General features: G+C 69.3%; 10 protein-coding genes and 1 pseudogene. 6 read left to right on the forward strand and 5 right to left on the reverse strand.

The window, feature by feature from the left end; translation table 11 throughout:
- Positions 1 to 275: 275 nt before the first annotated feature.
- Positions 276 to 7,751 carry a toxin C-terminal domain-containing protein gene (locus KDN32_RS03780; RefSeq protein WP_211730772.1) on the forward strand — a complete coding sequence of 2,492 codons (7,476 nt, stop codon included), beginning with the start codon at positions 276 to 278 and terminating at the stop codon, positions 7,749 to 7,751.
- Positions 7,748 to 8,023 (forward strand): hypothetical protein, encoded by a 276-nt coding sequence (locus tag KDN32_RS03785; RefSeq protein WP_211730773.1) that lies wholly within the window; start codon positions 7,748 to 7,750, stop codon positions 8,021 to 8,023. The genes KDN32_RS03780 and KDN32_RS03785 overlap by 4 nt, the downstream gene beginning before the upstream one ends.
- Before the next feature lies 1 nt (position 8,024).
- Here KDN32_RS03785 and KDN32_RS23190 read toward each other — a convergent pair whose 3' ends face one another.
- Positions 8,025 to 8,381: a helix-turn-helix domain-containing protein gene (locus tag KDN32_RS23190; protein WP_211730774.1), complete on the reverse strand. Its 357-nt coding sequence runs from the start codon at positions 8,379 to 8,381 to the stop codon at positions 8,025 to 8,027.
- Positions 8,382 to 8,437: 56 nt separating this feature from the next.
- Here KDN32_RS23190 and KDN32_RS23480 point away from each other — a divergent pair.
- From KDN32_RS23480 to ychF, 4 genes and pseudogenes are all read left to right on the forward strand, one after another.
- Positions 8,438 to 8,725, forward strand: a pseudogene (locus tag KDN32_RS23480) (CHC2 zinc finger domain-containing protein); the annotation flags it as partial.
- Positions 8,685 to 9,887 (forward strand): toprim domain-containing protein, encoded by a 1,203-nt coding sequence (locus KDN32_RS03800; protein ID WP_211730775.1) that lies wholly within the window; start codon positions 8,685 to 8,687, stop codon positions 9,885 to 9,887. The pseudogene KDN32_RS23480 and the gene KDN32_RS03800, both read left to right, overlap by 41 nt.
- 450 nt (positions 9,888 to 10,337) lie before the next feature.
- On the forward strand, positions 10,338 to 11,165 hold the full coding sequence (locus KDN32_RS03805; protein WP_211730776.1) for a M57 family metalloprotease: 828 nt from the start codon (positions 10,338 to 10,340) through the stop codon (positions 11,163 to 11,165).
- Positions 11,166 to 11,255: 90 nt separating this feature from the next.
- Positions 11,256 to 12,332, forward strand: coding sequence for a redox-regulated ATPase YchF (ychF, locus tag KDN32_RS03810; RefSeq protein ID WP_211730777.1), 1,077 nt, complete (start codon positions 11,256 to 11,258; stop codon positions 12,330 to 12,332).
- 12 nt (positions 12,333 to 12,344) lie between these two features.
- On the opposite strand, the gene KDN32_RS03815 is transcribed toward ychF, so the two are convergent.
- The 4 genes from KDN32_RS03815 to KDN32_RS03830 all read right to left on the reverse strand — a co-directional run bounded on the left by KDN32_RS03815 (position 12,345) and on the right by KDN32_RS03830 (position 16,625).
- A complete protein-coding gene (locus KDN32_RS03815; RefSeq protein WP_211730778.1) occupies positions 12,345 to 13,208 on the reverse strand; it encodes a ferredoxin family protein in 864 nt (287 codons plus the stop codon).
- Positions 13,205 to 14,437, reverse strand: coding sequence for a cupin domain-containing protein (locus KDN32_RS03820; RefSeq protein WP_211730779.1), 1,233 nt, complete (start codon positions 14,435 to 14,437; stop codon positions 13,205 to 13,207). Before KDN32_RS03820 ends, KDN32_RS03815 begins: the two co-directional genes overlap by 4 nt.
- A complete protein-coding gene (locus KDN32_RS03825; RefSeq protein ID WP_249216346.1) occupies positions 14,437 to 14,676 on the reverse strand; it encodes a hypothetical protein in 240 nt (79 codons plus the stop codon). Before KDN32_RS03825 ends, KDN32_RS03820 begins: the two co-directional genes overlap by 1 nt.
- Positions 14,677 to 14,846: 170 nt before the next feature.
- Complete coding sequence (locus KDN32_RS03830; RefSeq protein ID WP_211730780.1) at positions 14,847 to 16,625, reverse strand: histidine kinase N-terminal 7TM domain-containing protein; 1,779 nt, start codon at positions 16,623 to 16,625, stop codon at positions 14,847 to 14,849.
- Position 16,626 lies beyond the last annotated feature (1 nt).

The raw sequence follows: 16,626 nt of genomic DNA on the forward strand, positions 1-16,626 counted from the left end.
ATCCCGACTGGGCCGAACACCACAATGATCATGGCGTGGCGCCCGAATTCCCACTAGCGTCCTCGCGGGCGCTCCGGATGAAGGAGGCCGTGGGGTAGGGAGAATGGATGTTGGTGCCGCCGCGCGTAGTGGGCGTGTTCACTTTGTTGATCCTGATGACTGCTGTCTTTGGGGATTCGGCCCGGGCGGGTGCTGCGCCAAACTCTTCCGTGCCCGGTGCGGGCGACGACGCTTGGGTGTATGAGCCGCGGCCTGGATACGGTGACCTACTCGACATGGTCGAGGCCGTCCCGCTGGAGACGGTGGAGCCGCTCGAGCGAGGTCCTGTCCTTGATGCGCGAACTGAGTCGTGGGACGAACTCGATCTGTCTGGGACAGGCACTGCTGTCTTGTCCCATGAGTGGATGCCGGTAGGCGGGGTTCCGATCGAGGTTCGTCTTGCCGAGGCGCCCGCGGTTGATGTGGTGACGGGGGAGTCGGCCGTTGACACCACGTCTGTGCCTGGGGTGTCAGTGGCTGGCGCGGTCGAAGTCACCTCCGTACAGGACTCCGGTTTCGGGGCGGGGACGTTGCGTATCGACATCGAGCCGGTCGGCCCCGCCGATGGTGCGGAAGATTCGTCAGCGGACCACGACCAAGGGCCAGGCGTAGCCCCGTCCACGACGGGCGAGGCGGAGGGCGAGGCGGAGGGCGAGGCGGAGGGCGAGGCGGAGGGCGAGGCGGAGGGCGAGGCGGAGGGCGAGGCGGAGGGCGAGGCGGAGGGCGAGGCGGAGGAGAGTGGCGCCGAAGCCGTTGCGGTGGATCCGGCGGCTGACCAGCCGCAGGATTCAGCGGAGTCGGCACGGTTGGCGCTCCCGCCGCTTGAGGTGCGGTTCGCGCGGGGCGCGGTGCAAGCAGCTGTCGAGGCTGGCGTCGGGGCGTTGACGCTTCAGCAGGCGGCCCTCGACGGGTGCGGGGACATGAGCGCGGATTTGACCCGGGGCTGCGTCCAGTGGGTGCCGGTGGCCTCGGACCACGAGCAGGCCAAGGTCCCGGTCTTCAGCCCGCTCGACCCCGCCTCGGCGCAGACCGCAGCTGCCGTTTTGGAAAGCCAGGAGGATGCGGACGGCGCTGGCGCGGCCGCGCCCAGGGGGGCTCCGGAAGTTGAGCCCGAGCCCCAGGCGCAGCAGGAGTCCGGGGTGGACGCCGGTGTGGCTGGCGGGGTGACTTTGTTGGCGACCGGTGACACCGCGGACTACAGGGCGACACCAACCTCTCTGTCGTCTTCGTGGCAGGTGGGGGCGGGGACTGGGGAGTTCTCCTACTCGGTGCCGTTTGAGATGCCCGACCCGCTGAAGACCGCGGCTGTGCCCGCAATCAGTCTGGGCTACTCCTCCGGCTCGATCGATGCGATGACCTACAACGCGAACGGCCAGGGTTCGGCAGCAGGTCTCGGGTGGGACTTCAACATCCCCTTCATCTCACGTTCCTATGCAGCCTGCGTCGAGGACGGCATGCCGGCATCTGGGGAACTGTGCTGGCGCACGCGAGTGAAGACCGTCGACGAGGGCGGCGAACAAGTCGAGCGGTCTCAGGTCGTCGACCAGCTTCGCCTCACCATGAACGGCGTGTCCTCGCCCATGATCGCACTCGAGGGGACCCCCAATCGCTTCCGGCTCGAGAGCGACCCGGGTTGGCGTATCGAGCGCCAAGGCGGCCGGGGAGGAGCCAATGAGCGCTTCACGGTAGAAACGCCCGACGGTTCGACCTACTTCTTCGGTCACCGCGATCCTGGCAGGGACGGTGCCTCCGTTTCAGTCGCGCTTGACCCCACGGCGTCGGTGTGGCGGGTGCCCGTACGGGGCAACGATCCGGATGAGCCGGCGCACGGCGAAAACGATGAGGCCCCGCTCCAGGGCTGGCGCTGGAATCTTGACACTGTGGTCGACGCCCACAAGAACTTGGTGACGTACAACTACCGCACCCAGGCCAACGCCTATACGCGCGGCACGGGCGCGAACGCCAACGTGAGCTATGACGCTGCAGGGCATCTCGAAACCATCGAGTATGGGTACCGCGACGTCCAGGTGCAGGGCGCTGCGGGCCAGCACCATGACCAGCCCGCCGCGCGGGTGGTCGTCGACACCGCGCCGAGGTGCGCACCCGACGCTGGCGAGTGCACGGTTGCCGACAACCCGAACCGGTTTGTCGACACCCCGGTCAACCTTCTGTGTGACGAGGGAGATCCGTGTAGCCATCGGGGCCCAACCTTCTTCTCCACGCTGAAGTACGTGAGCCTGAGCACTCAAGTGCGCAGCAACACCGCGTCGACGTGGTCGTCGGGCAACACGGTCGACCGGTGGCGCTTCGATCACACCTTCCCGGCTGCGGGCACCGGCGGCACGGGCGTTGCCGACCCGCACCTGTTCTTGACCTCCGTCCAGCGCATCGGCATGGGTGACGGCGGCGACGCGGTCAGCGTCCCCGAGTTGAGCTTCAACTGGGACCACGAGCTGCTGCCCAACCGCGTTGCTCCGCCCGGCGCGCCCCGGCCGCTGTTCAAGCCCCGGGTGAGCACGATCTTCAACGAGTCGGGCGGCCGACTCGACGTCACCTACGGCCAGCAGAACCCTTGCACCCCAGCGTGGACCCAGGACAAGGACCGCCACGAGGCCACGAAGGACTGTTTCGCGCAGTGGTTCGACCCGACGCCCGACAACGGGGTCGACAACGGCGAGTTCTACTGGTTCCACAAGTACCTCGTTCGACGCGTCGGTACCTCGGACGCGTCGTTGGGGTACGTGCGGTCACCAGATCGTGGAGTAAACGAGAGCGGCCCGGCAACGCCGACGACCGACAACGATGCGTGCCCGTCGTCGCAGGGGTGCAGCATCTTGGGAGAATGGCAGGTCACCGACTACGACTACCAAGGCGAACCTGCCTGGCGGTTCACCGACGATCGCAACCGAGTCAACCGCAACCAGGACGAAGGCGTCGTCTCCGTGGGTGAGCACGAGTCGTGGGACGACTGGCGCGGCTACGAGACCACCAGGATCACCCAGCTGGAGTCCCGGCAGCGCACACTCACGGGTGCGGCACTCGCGACCACGAAGATCACTCGGTTCCGCGGTATGGCGAACTCGTTGAAGAACGACCAGGGCGAGCGGTGGGGTGACCGAGCCATCGACGTCACGGAGCCAGCCGCCACCGCCGGCGCGCTGCGTGACTCCCGCTGGCTGGTGGGCCGTGTCGCCGAGACCACCACCATCGAGCCCGGCACGTCCCCCAAGAACGCCGCCGGTGGCGCCACGAGCGATCAGCCGCTCACTCGCACCTACACCCGCTACGACACCATCACCACAGGCGCAGGCACCGACATCGACAGCCGCGAGACACGATTCGTCTATCCACGCGTCGCGCGCACCTACAACATCACCCCGTCGGCTCAGGTCGAAGACCCCGTTAGAGAAGTCGTCACGTCCGTCAACGACGGCCAGGGTGTCTCCTCGCTCCTGGGAGCGGTTGAGAAGGTCGTCGACACCACGGTCGATGGTTCCGTCGACATCTGCGTCGACAGCAACTGGCGTGGCTCCGCCGACCCGTTCCTGCGCGTCCCGACACTCACTCGGACCATCGAAGGCCCCACCACGAATGCCGGCGGCAGTGACTGCGGCACCGGCACCGTTCGGTCCGAGTCACGCGCCTACTACGACGGCTCCACCGACACCACAACCAACCCCCTCTCCACGGGCAACCTGACCCTCGAACGCACCCAGCTCACTCCCACAGCCAATGACGTTGCCGACAACACGTACAGCTACGACGCATACGGGAGACTCGTCGAGCACATCGCACCCGAAGGACTCATCACCCGCACGGTCATCACCTCGACCGGGAACAACAGTGGTGCCAACGGATCGGCGCCGGTCGAGAAGATCACCACCCAACAGGGCACCGAGTCCGCGTCCTGGACCGGGCTGAAGATCAACTCCCGCACATTCGAGACCAGCACGACCTACTCGCCTCGCCGCGGACTTCCCGTGCAAGAACGCGGACTGAACTCGACCACGTCCGTGAACGACACACGTCTCACCTACGACGGGCTCGGCCGCCTCGCAACAGTCCGACTGCCCGGCAACGTCGCCTCGACCGACCCACCATCGACCGAGTTCACCTACCGGTTCGCCCAGTTCCCACGCGGGAGCGGCGGCACCTCCAAGGCGCAACGCGTCACCACCACGACATGGCGCAACGCCAGCACCTTCGACCGCGTCGTGGACTACTCCGACGGTTGGGGCCGACCGATCGAGACCCAGGTGCCGTCGTACTGGCACGACCCCAACCAGCCGCAACCCCAGAACGGTCGTGTCTCGACTGTCACGGGATACGACTCGCTGGGACGCGCCGCCTGGTCCATGCCGGCCGTCCCCAACCCGACCGTGCTGACCGCCACCGCCGCGGAGCTCGTGAACCCCCGCGGCACCACGAACCTTGCCAGCAGCCCGTCGACCGTCAACTACACCAAGACGCTCTACGACGCCGCCTCACGTATCCGCAAGACCATCGTCAGCGACAACGCCACCCAAGGCACCCCGCTGCGCAACTCCATCACCACGTGGGACTACGCACCGCGATGGAGTAGCCAGCCGTCCGGGCGCGGTGTCCTGGTCACTATGCACCCCGACCGCGGAGGGGACCAGGAAGAACTGCGCAACACCCGCGACCAAACCGTCACCACCCGCGACTACAAGGGCGCCGGATCGTCGCGTGCCGTGGTCCTCACCGCCGACTACACCTACACCGCCGCCGGCGACCTGGCGACCATCACCTCGGACGTCGCCGCCAACCGGCTCGCCGAGCAATGGACCTATACCTACGACCTCGCCGGACGACGTACCAAGTCCGAGGACCCCGACACCGGCACCACGCTCACCACGTACGACCGGAACGACCAGCCGGTCTCGGCCATCGACGCCGAGGGGCGTTCCACCGCGACCACCTACGACACGCTCGGGCGTCCCACGCTCGTACGCGACACGACCAACGGAGCGAACCGCACACTCCTCACCCACACCTACGACAGCGCCACCAACGGCATCGGTCTCTCACAGACATCCACACGCCACAACCACCTCACCGCAGGGCAGAACCTCCAGGTATCACAAGCCGTCGGGTCCTACGACCCGATGGGTCGTCCCACCTCGACCACCTTCACCTACCCCGAAAAGCTGCGAGTGCCCTCGAGCAGCCCCACGATCAATGAGTCGTCGGTGCTGACCACCAGCTACAACCAGCAGGGCTGGCCCACCGCCGTCACGCGCACCTTCGCCACCGGGCTCCCCACGACCACCCTGAACTACGGCTACACGCCCGCCGGCACGATCGACACCATCACCATCCCCGCCACCCAAGGCGGAATGCGGCCGCTGGAAAAGGTCTACTACACGGCCGACAACCGGCGACACTTCGCACGATCCTCAGCAGCCGCACCCTCGCTACAGGGCATGGACCGCTACTACGCGCCCTCACCCAACACTGCACGCACCGACGCCATCGCGTTCTTCGGCATGCACTCCGACGGCACCAAGAACGCCACCAGAGACATGCGCTACACCCGAGACACCGTCGGCAACATCACCCAGATCCTAGGCGTGCACAACACCCCGTCTGGGCCGGTGGCAACAGCGGCATGGTGCTACGCCTACGACGACCTCAACCGACTCACCCAGTCCCGCACCGCGCCCACCGACGCAGCGACGAACTGCGCCTCGAGCGGGTGGGGTGATGCGTCGATCGTGGGCCAGCAGTACCGCATGGACTACTCGTACGGCACTTCCTACAACCGCCTCGTCAGTGCCACCGCCAGCTCGCCCACCCAGACCTCAGCCACCCAGACGTACTCGTACAGCAGCTCGGCTGCCGATCCCGCACACGCGCCTTCCGCGTACCCGGCCGATGTGTTCGGCACCGCCCAGCATGTCGCCACCTACGACAACGCCGGCAACGTCACCAGCGCAGGACCCAGCACCGGCGCCAAGGACACCTACAGCTACGACCCGTTCGGGAAGTACGCAAAGGTCACCAAGGCCGACGGCAGCGTCGAAGAATACGTGTACGGCCCCGACGGCAGCCGCATCGGCCTGCTCGCCACCACCGGCACCGGCTCGAACGCAACCACCAATGCCACCCTCGACATCAACAACGCCCAGTACAAGACCAGCCAGACCAGCCTTCTCGCAGTCACCACACCCGACGGTGAACTCCTCGGCTACCGCCACACCTACGGCTGGACCTCCGCCTGGACCGACCTCCAAGGCAGCATCAGGTTCCTCACCGACCAAGGAACCACCAAACGCGACTACTACCCCCACGGCGGCCTCACCGACAGCACCGTCGGCCTCTGGTCACTCGGCTACCTCGGCATGCAGCACGACAAGCCAGGACAGATCCAGCTCGGACACCGCAAATACCCAGCCCAACACCGCACCTTCCTCAACCCCGACCCCCTCCTGAAACCCTTCACGCCCATCACGCTCAACCCCTACGCCTACGCACACCACAACCCCATCACCCTCACCGACAGGTCGGGCCTGGCAGCAGCAGGCGGCGAGATCGCCGCAGGAGGAGGGGCCGGCGCAGGACCCGGGAGGTCCGCCAACACGCCGGTCCACTGCCTGACGAGCTGCCCCGAGGCAGACATCCCAGACGAGCTCGCGCGCGACAAGGACGCCGTCGACCGACTCGTAGTCGGCGCTACCGAGTTCTCCCTCGGCTTCGGACTATCGGCCCAAGGCGTCGCCGACTCCGCATGGGACGTCGCGACAGCCGCATTCCTCGCCCAATCCCGCCAGAGCCTGCGCGAAGGCGCCGAAGGCATGCTCTACGCAGCACGCCACCCCTGGGCCACCGCCAAGGCAATCGCCGTCAACTGCTCATCTGCCCGCATGAGATGCGCCGGATCCGCAACCTTCGGAGTCCTCTCCTCCCTCGCCGGAGGCGGCGGCGCACTCAGGGCGGGACGCCTCCGAGCTCCGGAAGGAACGAGCGCAGCCGCAAAGTACGGAGACGACCTCGCCGAGACCGCAGCCAAGGCGTGTTCTTTCTCCGGAGCAACGCTCGTGCTCATGGCTGACGGGACCAAGAAGCCGATCGAAGACGTCGAGGTCGGCGACGAGGTGCTCGCGACCGACCCTGAGACTGGTGAGCAGGCCGCGAAGCGGGTCGAGCGCGTCTTTGTTCACGACGACGCGCTGACCGATCTTCAGCTGGCCGACGGCACCGTCCTGACGACCACCGAGGACCATCCCTACTGGTCGGTCGACGACCAGAGGTTCGAAAGGGCCGACCAGCTCGCCCCCGGCGAGCGAGTTCTGGGTGCGGATGGACGGACTGTGAAGGTCTCCGGGCTCCGGCTTGCAACTACCCGAGACGGCCTCGCGTTCAATCTTTCGGTCGAGGGCATCCACACCTACCACGTCGGCGCTGATGCGGTCTTGGTGCACAACGACTGTGGCTTGCTGCTGTCTAAGACCCAGGGTGCTCGGATGACGACGCCGCAGGCGACGGAGTTGGCCAAGTGGCTGGGGTATACCCGAGTCAAGGGTGAGTCGAGCCATGGCCAAGCGATCTACACCAACGGCAAGAACTTCATCAGTCCTGATGTCGATGGGCACTCGCAAGGCGTGTGGAAGATGGCACGAACTTTGGATGGCTTCGGTCCGAGTGAGCGTCTCGGAACCTACGACTTCTTGCTGCAGCGGTTTGCGAAATGACCGACGAGTATTGGTCGCTGGACGTTCCGGGCCTCACCCGTGAGCAGGCGATGCGCTTCCAGGAGGCCATGCTTCCGGATTCGCCGCTTGGCGTCTTGCTGCTCGATCCAGCCCGGGTGATGGTGCGGGGGTTTGATCGTCCCACTGTCGAGTTGATGGCGAAGTGCCTTGAAGCCGGCCTTGCCACGTTGGATCTGTCGCACTTGGATCGCGCGGGCGCAATGAGCATGCTTGAGGACTGCCGAGCTTGGCTGGAGCAGCCCAAGACCTGAATCAGCTGGCTTGGCCGCTGAAGGCTTGGCGGGCGTGGTGGCGGAGAAGTGCGCCTTCGATGAAGGCGGCGACGTGTTCTTGTTCGTCGGGGGTGAACTGGTCGACGGCTTCGAGCTTGAGCCGCAGTGACTGGCTTTGGGGGCCGCGTTCGTCGTCGTCGAAGAGGAGCGAGTCCGCGCTGACGTTGAGGGCGAGCGCGAGGGCGCGGAGGACGTCGAGGGTGGGTTGGCTGGTGCCGGCCTCGTATCGGCGGATCTGGGTGACGTGGGCGCCGGATCGGTCGGCGAGCTGCTGCTGGGTGAGCGACCCGGCCTTGCGCGCGGCGGCGAGGCGGGCGGCGAAGTTGGTGTCGGTCACGGGGCCGAGGTGAGCGTGCAGCGACTGGTGGAGGGGGCTGCGGCGTCGAGCTCCGGGCGCAGGGCAAGGACCTGGTCGGCTGTTGCCCGTTCCACGACGACGACTCCCCGAGCCTGGTGGTGACCCCGGGCAAGAACCTGTGGCACTGCCTGGGGGCGTGCGGCCGCGGGGGTGGGCCGATCGACTGGGTGATGACCCGCTCAAGGGGTCTCGTTCCGGCATGCGGTGGAGCTGCTGCGGGAGTCGTCCCCGGCGCTGGCGTCGTTGGCGCAACCTGGGCCACGGTCCGCAGCGCTGGGACCGGTGTCGCGGTCGAAGTCGGCGAAGCTGCCGTCGCTGGTTGAGCCTGATGCTGGCGACGCCGAGCTGCTGGGGATGGTGGTTGGGCACTACGCGGAGGCGTTGGCCGGGCACAGCGACGCCCTGGCGTTCCTGGCCCGGCGGCGGATCGATGACCCCGAGGCGATCGAGGCGTTCCGGATCGGGTTCGGTGATCGGACGCTTGGCTACCGGATCCCGCACTCCCGCACCGCCGATGGGGCGCGAGTCCGTGGCAGGCTGCGGGACCTGGGCGTGATCAAGACCAGCGGGCACGAGCACTTCCGAGGCTGCCTAACCTTCCCGATCCTCGACGCCGCTGGCCAGGTCGGCGAGGTCTATGGCCGCCGACTGGACCCGCACGCCACCCCGCAGCACCTCTACCTGCCCGGCCCGCACCGCGGGGTCTGGAACCCGGCCGGGTTTGAGGCCGAGGAGCTGATCATCTGTGAGTCGATCATCGACGCGCTCACGCTCTGGTGCGCGGGGTTCCGTCACGTCACCGCTGCCTATGGGGTCTACGGCTGGACCCCCGACCACCAACAAGCGCTGGTCGAGCACGGCATCAAGCGAACTCTCATCGCGTTCGACGGTGACGACGCCGGCGACCGCGGCGCCAAAGCTCTTGCGGCTGAACTGACGGACGCGGGTGTCGAGGTGTTCCGGGTCGAGCTCCCCAGGGGCAGCGACGTGAACGACGTCGCGGTCGAGGCGAAGAACGCTCAGGAGGCGCTCGGCCGCTACCTGCGCAAGGCCGCGTGGATGGGCGGCGCCCAGAATGGTCGGCCGTCGTCGCCCCGGGTCGAGGTTGAGTCGGTTCGGGTGGTGCCGCCGGGGTTGGACTCGCCCGCCCATACCGTCGAGCCGGTCGAACCGGCGCCGGTCGTCGCACCGGATGAGCCTGATGAGTCCGAGGGCTCGGTTGATCCGTCGCAGGTGGTGGGTCGTGAGCTGTTGGTGGAGTTCGCCGAACGCAGGTGGCGGGTGCGCGGCCTGGACAAGGTCACCAGCTTCGACGTGCTGCGGGTCAACCTCCTGGTCACCGTGAGCGGACAGGCCGACGGGCCGTCCCCATCGTCGGGGTCGGGGTTCCACGTCGACACCCTGGACTTGTATTCGGCCAGGGCACGCGCGGCGTTCGTCGTGGCCGCGCGGCGGGTGAGCTGCGGCTGGCGCCGGAGGTGGTGAAGGCGTGGAGGAGTGGGAGTTCGACACCAGGCTGGGCGTCATGCCTGATGAGGCCAGGGCGCTGCGCGATCGGATCAACGACGTCCTGCGAGCGGCCTTCCGCGCCGAGTAGCGATCAGCTGGTGTGTGCGAGCCGGCGGGTTTGGTGGCGCAGGAGGATGGACTCGATGAGGTTAATGGTGGACTTCCTACATCTCGCCACATTCGGTCGTTTTCGGTTGGCCGGCATCCGCGTCCGACGAGGACGCCGCGACACGCGGAACGACACCAACCGAAACTCTCAACCGAAACCATTTCGTACCGGAACCGGGCGACTACCGTTTTCGGCATGACCCTGCAGGTTCGTGCAGTGCACACTCCTGACCCGGCGCGAGCCTTCCACTGCGCGGTCTAGACCGGTTTGGTGGAGGGGCAAGGAGCAATCCGTACCCAACCGGAAGAAGAGAAACCATGCTGAAGAGCAGGATCAGTCGGATCACCACGGCGGCCCTGGCGTCGGCCGCCCTCGCCGCCTCGATGGCCCCGGCCGCCACCGCTGCCACCGCGCAGGACAACGTGCCGAGCTTCGAGGAGTTCCGGGCTTCCACCCTGCGTGACGTGGGCGGCCAGTACGTCGTGAACGGTGACGAGACCATCCCGACCATGAAGGCCCTGCGCGCCTACTACGACACGATGGTCGGCTCCAGCGACTCCAACAGCGGCAACACCTCGCTCGTCGTCAACACCGTCGGCGGTGCCGACGACAAGTGGTCGGCCACCGCGGCCCGCAACCTCACGTACTGCGTGAGCAACAACTTCGGCGCCGACAAGGCCGCCGTGGTGTCGGCGATGCAGTCCGGTGCCGCACAGTGGGAGGCCGCCTCGAGCGGGGTGAACTTCATCTACGTGAGCAGCGCCGACTCCAGCTGCACGGTGTCCAACAGCTCGGTGGTGTTCTCGGTCGAGCCGACGAGCACGACGTCCTACATCGCGCGCGCCTTCTTCCCGAGCAGCCCCGACAGCCAGCGCAACGTGCTGGTCAACGCGTACTCGCTGCAGAACTCGGGCTCCTGGACGCCCTCGAACATCCTGGCCCACGAGCTCGGCCACACGCTGGGCTTCCGCCACGAGCACACCCGGCCCGAGGCCGGCACCTGCTTCGAGGACAACAACTGGCGTCCGCTGACGCCCTACGACTCCTCCTCGATCATGCACTACCCGCAGTGCAACGGCTCGTCGAGCGACCTCTCGATGACCGCCACCGACCGGGCGGGCGTGGCGTCGCTCTACGGTTCCTGACGCACCACGCATGACGAGGGCCCGGCCGCTGCGGCCGGGCCCTCCTCGCGTTTCGCCGGGCGGGTGCGCGCCGCCGTAGACTCCCCGCCCGTGGCTCTCACCATCGGCATCGTCGGACTCCCCAACGCGGGCAAGTCGACGCTCTTCAACGCACTGACCAAGAACGACGTCCTCGCGGCGAACTACCCGTTCGCCACGATCGAGCCCAACGTGGGCGTCGTCGGGGTGCCGGACGAGCGCCTCGCCCGGCTGGCCGAGGTGTTCGAGTCGGCCAAGCTGCTGCCCGCCACCGTCGAGTTCGTCGACATCGCCGGCATCGTGCGCGGCGCCTCGCAGGGCGAGGGCCTGGGCAACAAGTTCCTCGCCCACATCCGCGAGTCGGCCGCGATCTGCCAGGTCACCCGTGTGTTCCGCGACGAGGACGTCACCCACGTCGACGGCGAGGTCAACCCCGCCAACGACATCTCGACGATCCAGACCGAGCTGATCCTCGCCGACCTCGAGACGGTCGAGAAGGCGATCGCCCGGCTGGAGAAGGAGTCGCGCAAGGTCAAGGACCTCGTCGCGAACCTCGAGGCCGCCAAGGAGGCGAAGGACGCGCTCGAGTCGGGCACGCCGATCATCGCGACGTCCATCGACCGCGGCCTGCTGCGCGAGCTGTCGCTGCTGACCGCGAAGCCGTTCATCTACGTCTTCAACTGCGACGCCGACGAGCTCGCCGACGAGGACCTCAAGCAGAAGATGCGCGAGATCGTCGCGCCCGCCGAGGCGATCTTCCTCGACGCCAAGTTCGAGGCCGACCTCGCCGAGATGGACGACGACGCCCTGGCCCACGAGATGCTCGCCGAGATGGGCGTCACCGAGTCCGGCCTCGACCAGCTCGCGCGCGTCGGCTTCGACACCCTCGGACTGCAGACCTACCTGACCGCCGGCCCCAAGGAGACGCGGGCCTGGACGATCAAGAAGGGCGCGACCGCTCCCGAGGCCGCCGGTGTCATCCACACCGACTTCCAGAAGGGCTTCATCAAGGCCGAGGTCGTCTCCTTCGACGACCTGATGTCCGCCGGCACCATGCTCAAGGCCCGCGAGGCCGGCAAGGTGCGCATGGAGGGCAAGGACTACGTGATGGCCGACGGCGACGTGGTGGAGTTCCGCTTCAACGTCTGACGGCGGCGCGGGTCAGCCGAGCGGCTCGACCGAGACGACGTCCCACTGGAGGGCGCGGGTCTCGCGGGTGGCGCGGCAGGTGAGACGTGCCGCCTCGGGTCGACGGCTGCTCCGGACGACGACCCGGGCGCGGCCGGCCACGTCGACCGTCCACGTCCCCGCGTCGAGGTCCCCGCCCTGCTCGACCACGCGGGCCACCAGCTGCGCCACGTCGACGGACCCGAGCCGGTCCAGGGCGGTCGCGATCGCGACCTGCTCGGCCGGGTGCTTCCCGGCCACGCCGCGCAGCCAGGTCGTGTCCGGCGTGCCGGCCAGGTGGGTCTCGACCACGCGGACCGCCTCGTCGGACGGCATCCCGGCGTAGCAGGCGAGGTCGGGGAGCAGCAGGACGTTGGGGGCGAACCGGTCGCCGCCGAGGTGGCTGCACTCCCACGTCGCCTCCGGCCACCGCGCGGACAGCGCCTCCGCGACCGGGCGCCCCTTGACCGCGCAGCACACGTCGTGGACGCCGTGCGTGCAGACGAGCGCGAGCGGGCCTTCGTACGCCGTCCCGCCGGCTGGGTCGAGGCTCACCAGCAGGTCGTCGGGCTCGGTCCAGCGGCCCGCCCGCAGGTGTCCGTCACGGAGGCAGAACCACCGTCGCGGGCCGTCGAGCCTTTCGTGCGCGCCTGCCCGGCCGTGGCGGCGCACGAACACGGTGCGCAGTTCCGGGTGACCCAGCCGCCGCAGCAGGGCGTCGGGGAGGTCGGCGCCGAAGGGCGCGCTCACCGGCCACGGCGCGGGGTGCTCGACGAGGAGCCAGTCGCGCTGCGGGGGAGCGGTGCCGAGCATCGGGTCCCCGCGGTCGGCGGCCTCGTCCGAGCAGCGGAAGGTCATCCCGCGACGACCAGCCCCGCCTCGACCAGCGTGCGGGCGTGGTGCAGCCCGAGCTCGCCGGCGAGCACGGTCTCGCCGGCGAGGAGGCGCTTCGCCACGTCGACGTCGAGGTCCGCGACCGGCACCGACTCGGCGCGCGAGGTGAGCGTCGTCCCGTCGATGCGGGCGTCGAGGTGACCGCGCAGCCGGAGGGAGGTCGACGCGTCCAGCGACGCGCTGAGGGCGTGCTGCGCGAGCGGTCCCACCGGCGCCGGTCGCTGGGTGCCCAGGCGACGGGTGCGCATCCGCTCGGCGAGGACAGCCGCGTCGAGCCCGTCGAGGGCGTCGCGGAGCTTGGCGGTGAGGAGGTCGGCGTCGAGGTCACCGGGCGCCAGGTCGGTGCCGAGGGGCAGCGACCCGCGCGCCTCCTCGTCGTCGGCGAGCCCGGCCAGGGCGAGGGCGACGATCTCCTCGGCGACGGCGTACCGGGTCCAGCTGTGGAGGCCGAGGGTCAGGTGGATGGTGAGCCCACCGAGTGCGGTCGCGGAGTGGAGGTAGCCGCGCGGGAGGTAGAGGACGTCGCCCGGCTCGAGGACCGCGTCGATGACCGGATCCTGAAGCGCCGCCTCGCGGACGGCGTCGCGGCGGTCGGTCCAGGGCTGGTCGCGCAGCGGCGAGGGGTGCACCGGAGCGTGGATGGACCACCGCTTGCGGCCGGCGACCTGGAGGACGAAGACGTCGTGCACGTCGTAGTGGTCGTCGAAGCCCTGGTTCTGCGGGGGCGTGACGTAGGCGTTGGCCTGCACGGGGTGTCCGAGGTCGGCGGCGAGCTGCTGGCAGAAGTCGATGACCGGCGGCCAGACCCGGTGGAGGGCCTGCAGGACGATCGTGGACCCGCCCGCGAAGAGCGCCGTCAGCTTGGTGTCGCTGACCTGGTCGGCGATGCCGGCGCCCGTGCCGCCGGGCGCGGTGAAGGCGGCGTTGGGGAGGGTGCTCCCGGCCTTGGCGACCCGGAGGAACGGCGTGCGCAGACCGCGCTCGGAGAGGAGCTCGTCGACCGAGGCCTCGGAGAGGAGGTCTGCGAAGGCGGACCCGTCGGCGCCCGTCCGCAGGAGCGGCTCCCGGCCCCACGTCGTACGGGCGAAGGCCTCGACGTCGCCGACCACCCGCGCCAGCGCCGGGCGGTCGGCCGGTGCGCCGACAGCAGGCCCGGAGGACCCGGACCCGCTGTCGTCAGGCGCGTGGGACATCAGGCCTCGCTGTCGGCGCCTCCGTCGGCGCCGCCGTCCTGGACGCCGGGGGTGCCGTCGGCACCGCCGTCGGCGGGCCCTTCAGCGCCGCTGTCGGCGCCGCCGTCCTGCACGCCTGGAGTGCCCTCGGCACCGCCGTCGGCGGGCCCTTCAGCGCCGCCGTCGGCGCCGCCGTCCTGCACGCCCGGAGTGCCCTCGGCACCGCCGTCGGCGGGGCCCTCGGTCTCGGACTCGCTCATGGAGATCTCCTTCAGCTGGGGCCCGTTGCGGACCGGTGGAAGCGGCGCCGTCCGGCCCCGTCCTCCCTGTATAGCCCGGCCCCCGGAACGCCTCGCACCCCCGAAGGGGCGACCCGGTCACCGGCGGGCTGACCCCACCTCGGGGCTGGGCTCCGCCTGGTCGTTCCGCTTCAGCACGTGACGCCGCTGTTGCGCAGCAGCAGCATCGCCAGGTCGTCGGCCAGGTGCAGGCCGTGGAAGTCGTGGACCGCGCGGAGCGCAGCCTCAGCGAGGGCCTCGACGTCGATGCTGCCCGGGCCGCGCAGCCCCGCGGCCAGCCCCTCGACCCCGAAGAGCTCGCTCCCGCGCCGCGCCTCCACCACCCCGTCGGTGAACAGGACGAGCGTCTCGCCGGGCGCGAGCCGGACCTCGGTGTCGTGGACCTCGACGTCGTCGAAGAGGCCGAGGATCGTCCCGCCGGTGCCGACCTCCTCGACCGAACCGTCCGCCCGGACCAGCAGGGGCGCCGGGTGGCCGGCCAGGCTCAGCGTGAGGGTCGTGCTGCCGCACGCGAGCGGGTCCGGGCGGAGCTGTCCGTAGACCAGGGTGCAGTGCCGCTCGACCTCCGTCTGGGCGACGAGGTGCCGGTTGACCTCGCGGAGCGTCTCGGACGGAGCCACGTCCGCCGCGGCCAGTGCCCGGAGCGTGTAGCGCGCCGCCGCGCTGACCGCGGCCGCCTCGGCACCCTTGCCGCTGACGTCGCCGAGCACGAAGCCCCACGCCGACTCGCCGAGCCGGAAGACGTCGAGGAAGTCGCCGCCGATCTCGCCGCCGTCGCCGGCCGGGTGGTAGCGCATGGCCAGCTCGTGGCCCGGGACCTGCGGCAGCGCAGGCGGGACCATGCTCGCCTGGAGGGCCGCCGCCACACGGGACCGGTCCTCCAGCACGTCGCGCAGGCGGCCCTCCGCGCGGATCCGCTCGCTGATGTCGCGCAGCACGACGAGCTCGCCCACGCTCCGTCCGCGGTCGTCCACCAGGTGCTGGCGGGCCACGTCGAAGCTCCGCGGGCCTGCGGTGGCGGACCCGCTCGCGAGGGTCACCGCCCGGCCGTCCTCGAGGTCGTCGTCCGTGCCGAGCGCCTCGGGCAGCGTACGTCCCACCAGGCGCCCCGACGCACCAGCGAGCAGGACGCCCGCCGGGTTGACGTCCGCGATCCTGCCGAAGGGGTCCAGCACGAAGACGGCGTCCACCATCGACTCCACCACCGCGCTGCGCCCGACGGGGGACAGGTCGAGGAGGCGGTTGCCGATGAGTCCCCAGACCAGGACACCGCCGGTGAGGATGAACGCGAAGGGCGTCAGGTCGATCCGGGCGAACCAGCCGACCTCGAAGTTGTGCAGCAGGTTCGCGCCCCACGGGAGCAGGGCCACCAGCAGCAGGATCAGCGCCATCCGGCGGTAGGTGCGCGCCAGACGAGCCAGGCGGGCGATGAAGAGCCCGCTCGCGAGGAGGATCAGCAGGTTGTTGTAGCCCAGGACGACCCAGAACAGCGGACCGGTGCCCACCACCGGCAGCTCTCCGGGGCGTACGTCGTCGGGGTAGAACCGGACCAGGTCGTGCGTCGCCGGCAGCACGAGGACGAGCATGGTCGCGACGGGTGCCACCGCGAGCAGCGCCACCAGCCGGCGGGTGACGCGGACCGGGCCGCCGGTGTACTGGAGCACGAAGACCAGCCACGCGGGCGCGAGGGTGACGACGCCGGCGTACTTGGCGTCGCCCCAGCGGCTGCGGAGGCCGACGTCGCCGAGGGAGAGCTCGACCGCGTAGGCCACCCCCCACCAGGCCACGGCCACGAGCATCACGGCGAGGCTCCAGCCCATCGAGGTGCCCCGGCGCAGGGCGACCTGGGCGGCGAGCGCGGCGAGGACCAGTCCCGCCACTGCCGTCCCTGTGACCACCACCGTCAGCATC

It is taken from the genome of Nocardioides palaemonis (genome assembly GCF_018275325.1).
Taxonomy (GTDB): Bacteria; Actinomycetota; Actinomycetes; order Propionibacteriales; family Nocardioidaceae; genus Nocardioides; species Nocardioides palaemonis.

Excerpts from the sequence above, each read along its gene's own strand:
- KDN32_RS03785 (WP_211730773.1), top strand. The coding sequence starts at position 7,748 with ATGACCGACGAGTATTGGTCGCTGGACGTTCCGGGCCTCACCCGTGAG.
- KDN32_RS03815 (WP_211730778.1), bottom strand. The coding sequence starts at position 13,208 with ATGACCTTCCGCTGCTCGGACGAGGCCGCCGACCGCGGGGACCCGATG.
- KDN32_RS03825 (WP_249216346.1), bottom strand. The coding sequence starts at position 14,676 with ATGAGCGAGTCCGAGACCGAGGGCCCCGCCGACGGCGGTGCCGAGGGC.
- KDN32_RS03805 (WP_211730776.1), top strand. The coding sequence starts at position 10,338 with ATGCTGAAGAGCAGGATCAGTCGGATCACCACGGCGGCCCTGGCGTCG.
- KDN32_RS03830 (WP_211730780.1), bottom strand. The coding sequence starts at position 16,625 with ATGCTGACGGTGGTGGTCACAGGGACGGCAGTGGCGGGACTGGTCCTC.
- KDN32_RS03820 (WP_211730779.1), bottom strand. The coding sequence starts at position 14,437 with ATGTCCCACGCGCCTGACGACAGCGGGTCCGGGTCCTCCGGGCCTGCT.
- KDN32_RS03780 (WP_211730772.1), top strand. The coding sequence starts at position 276 with ATGGTCGAGGCCGTCCCGCTGGAGACGGTGGAGCCGCTCGAGCGAGGT.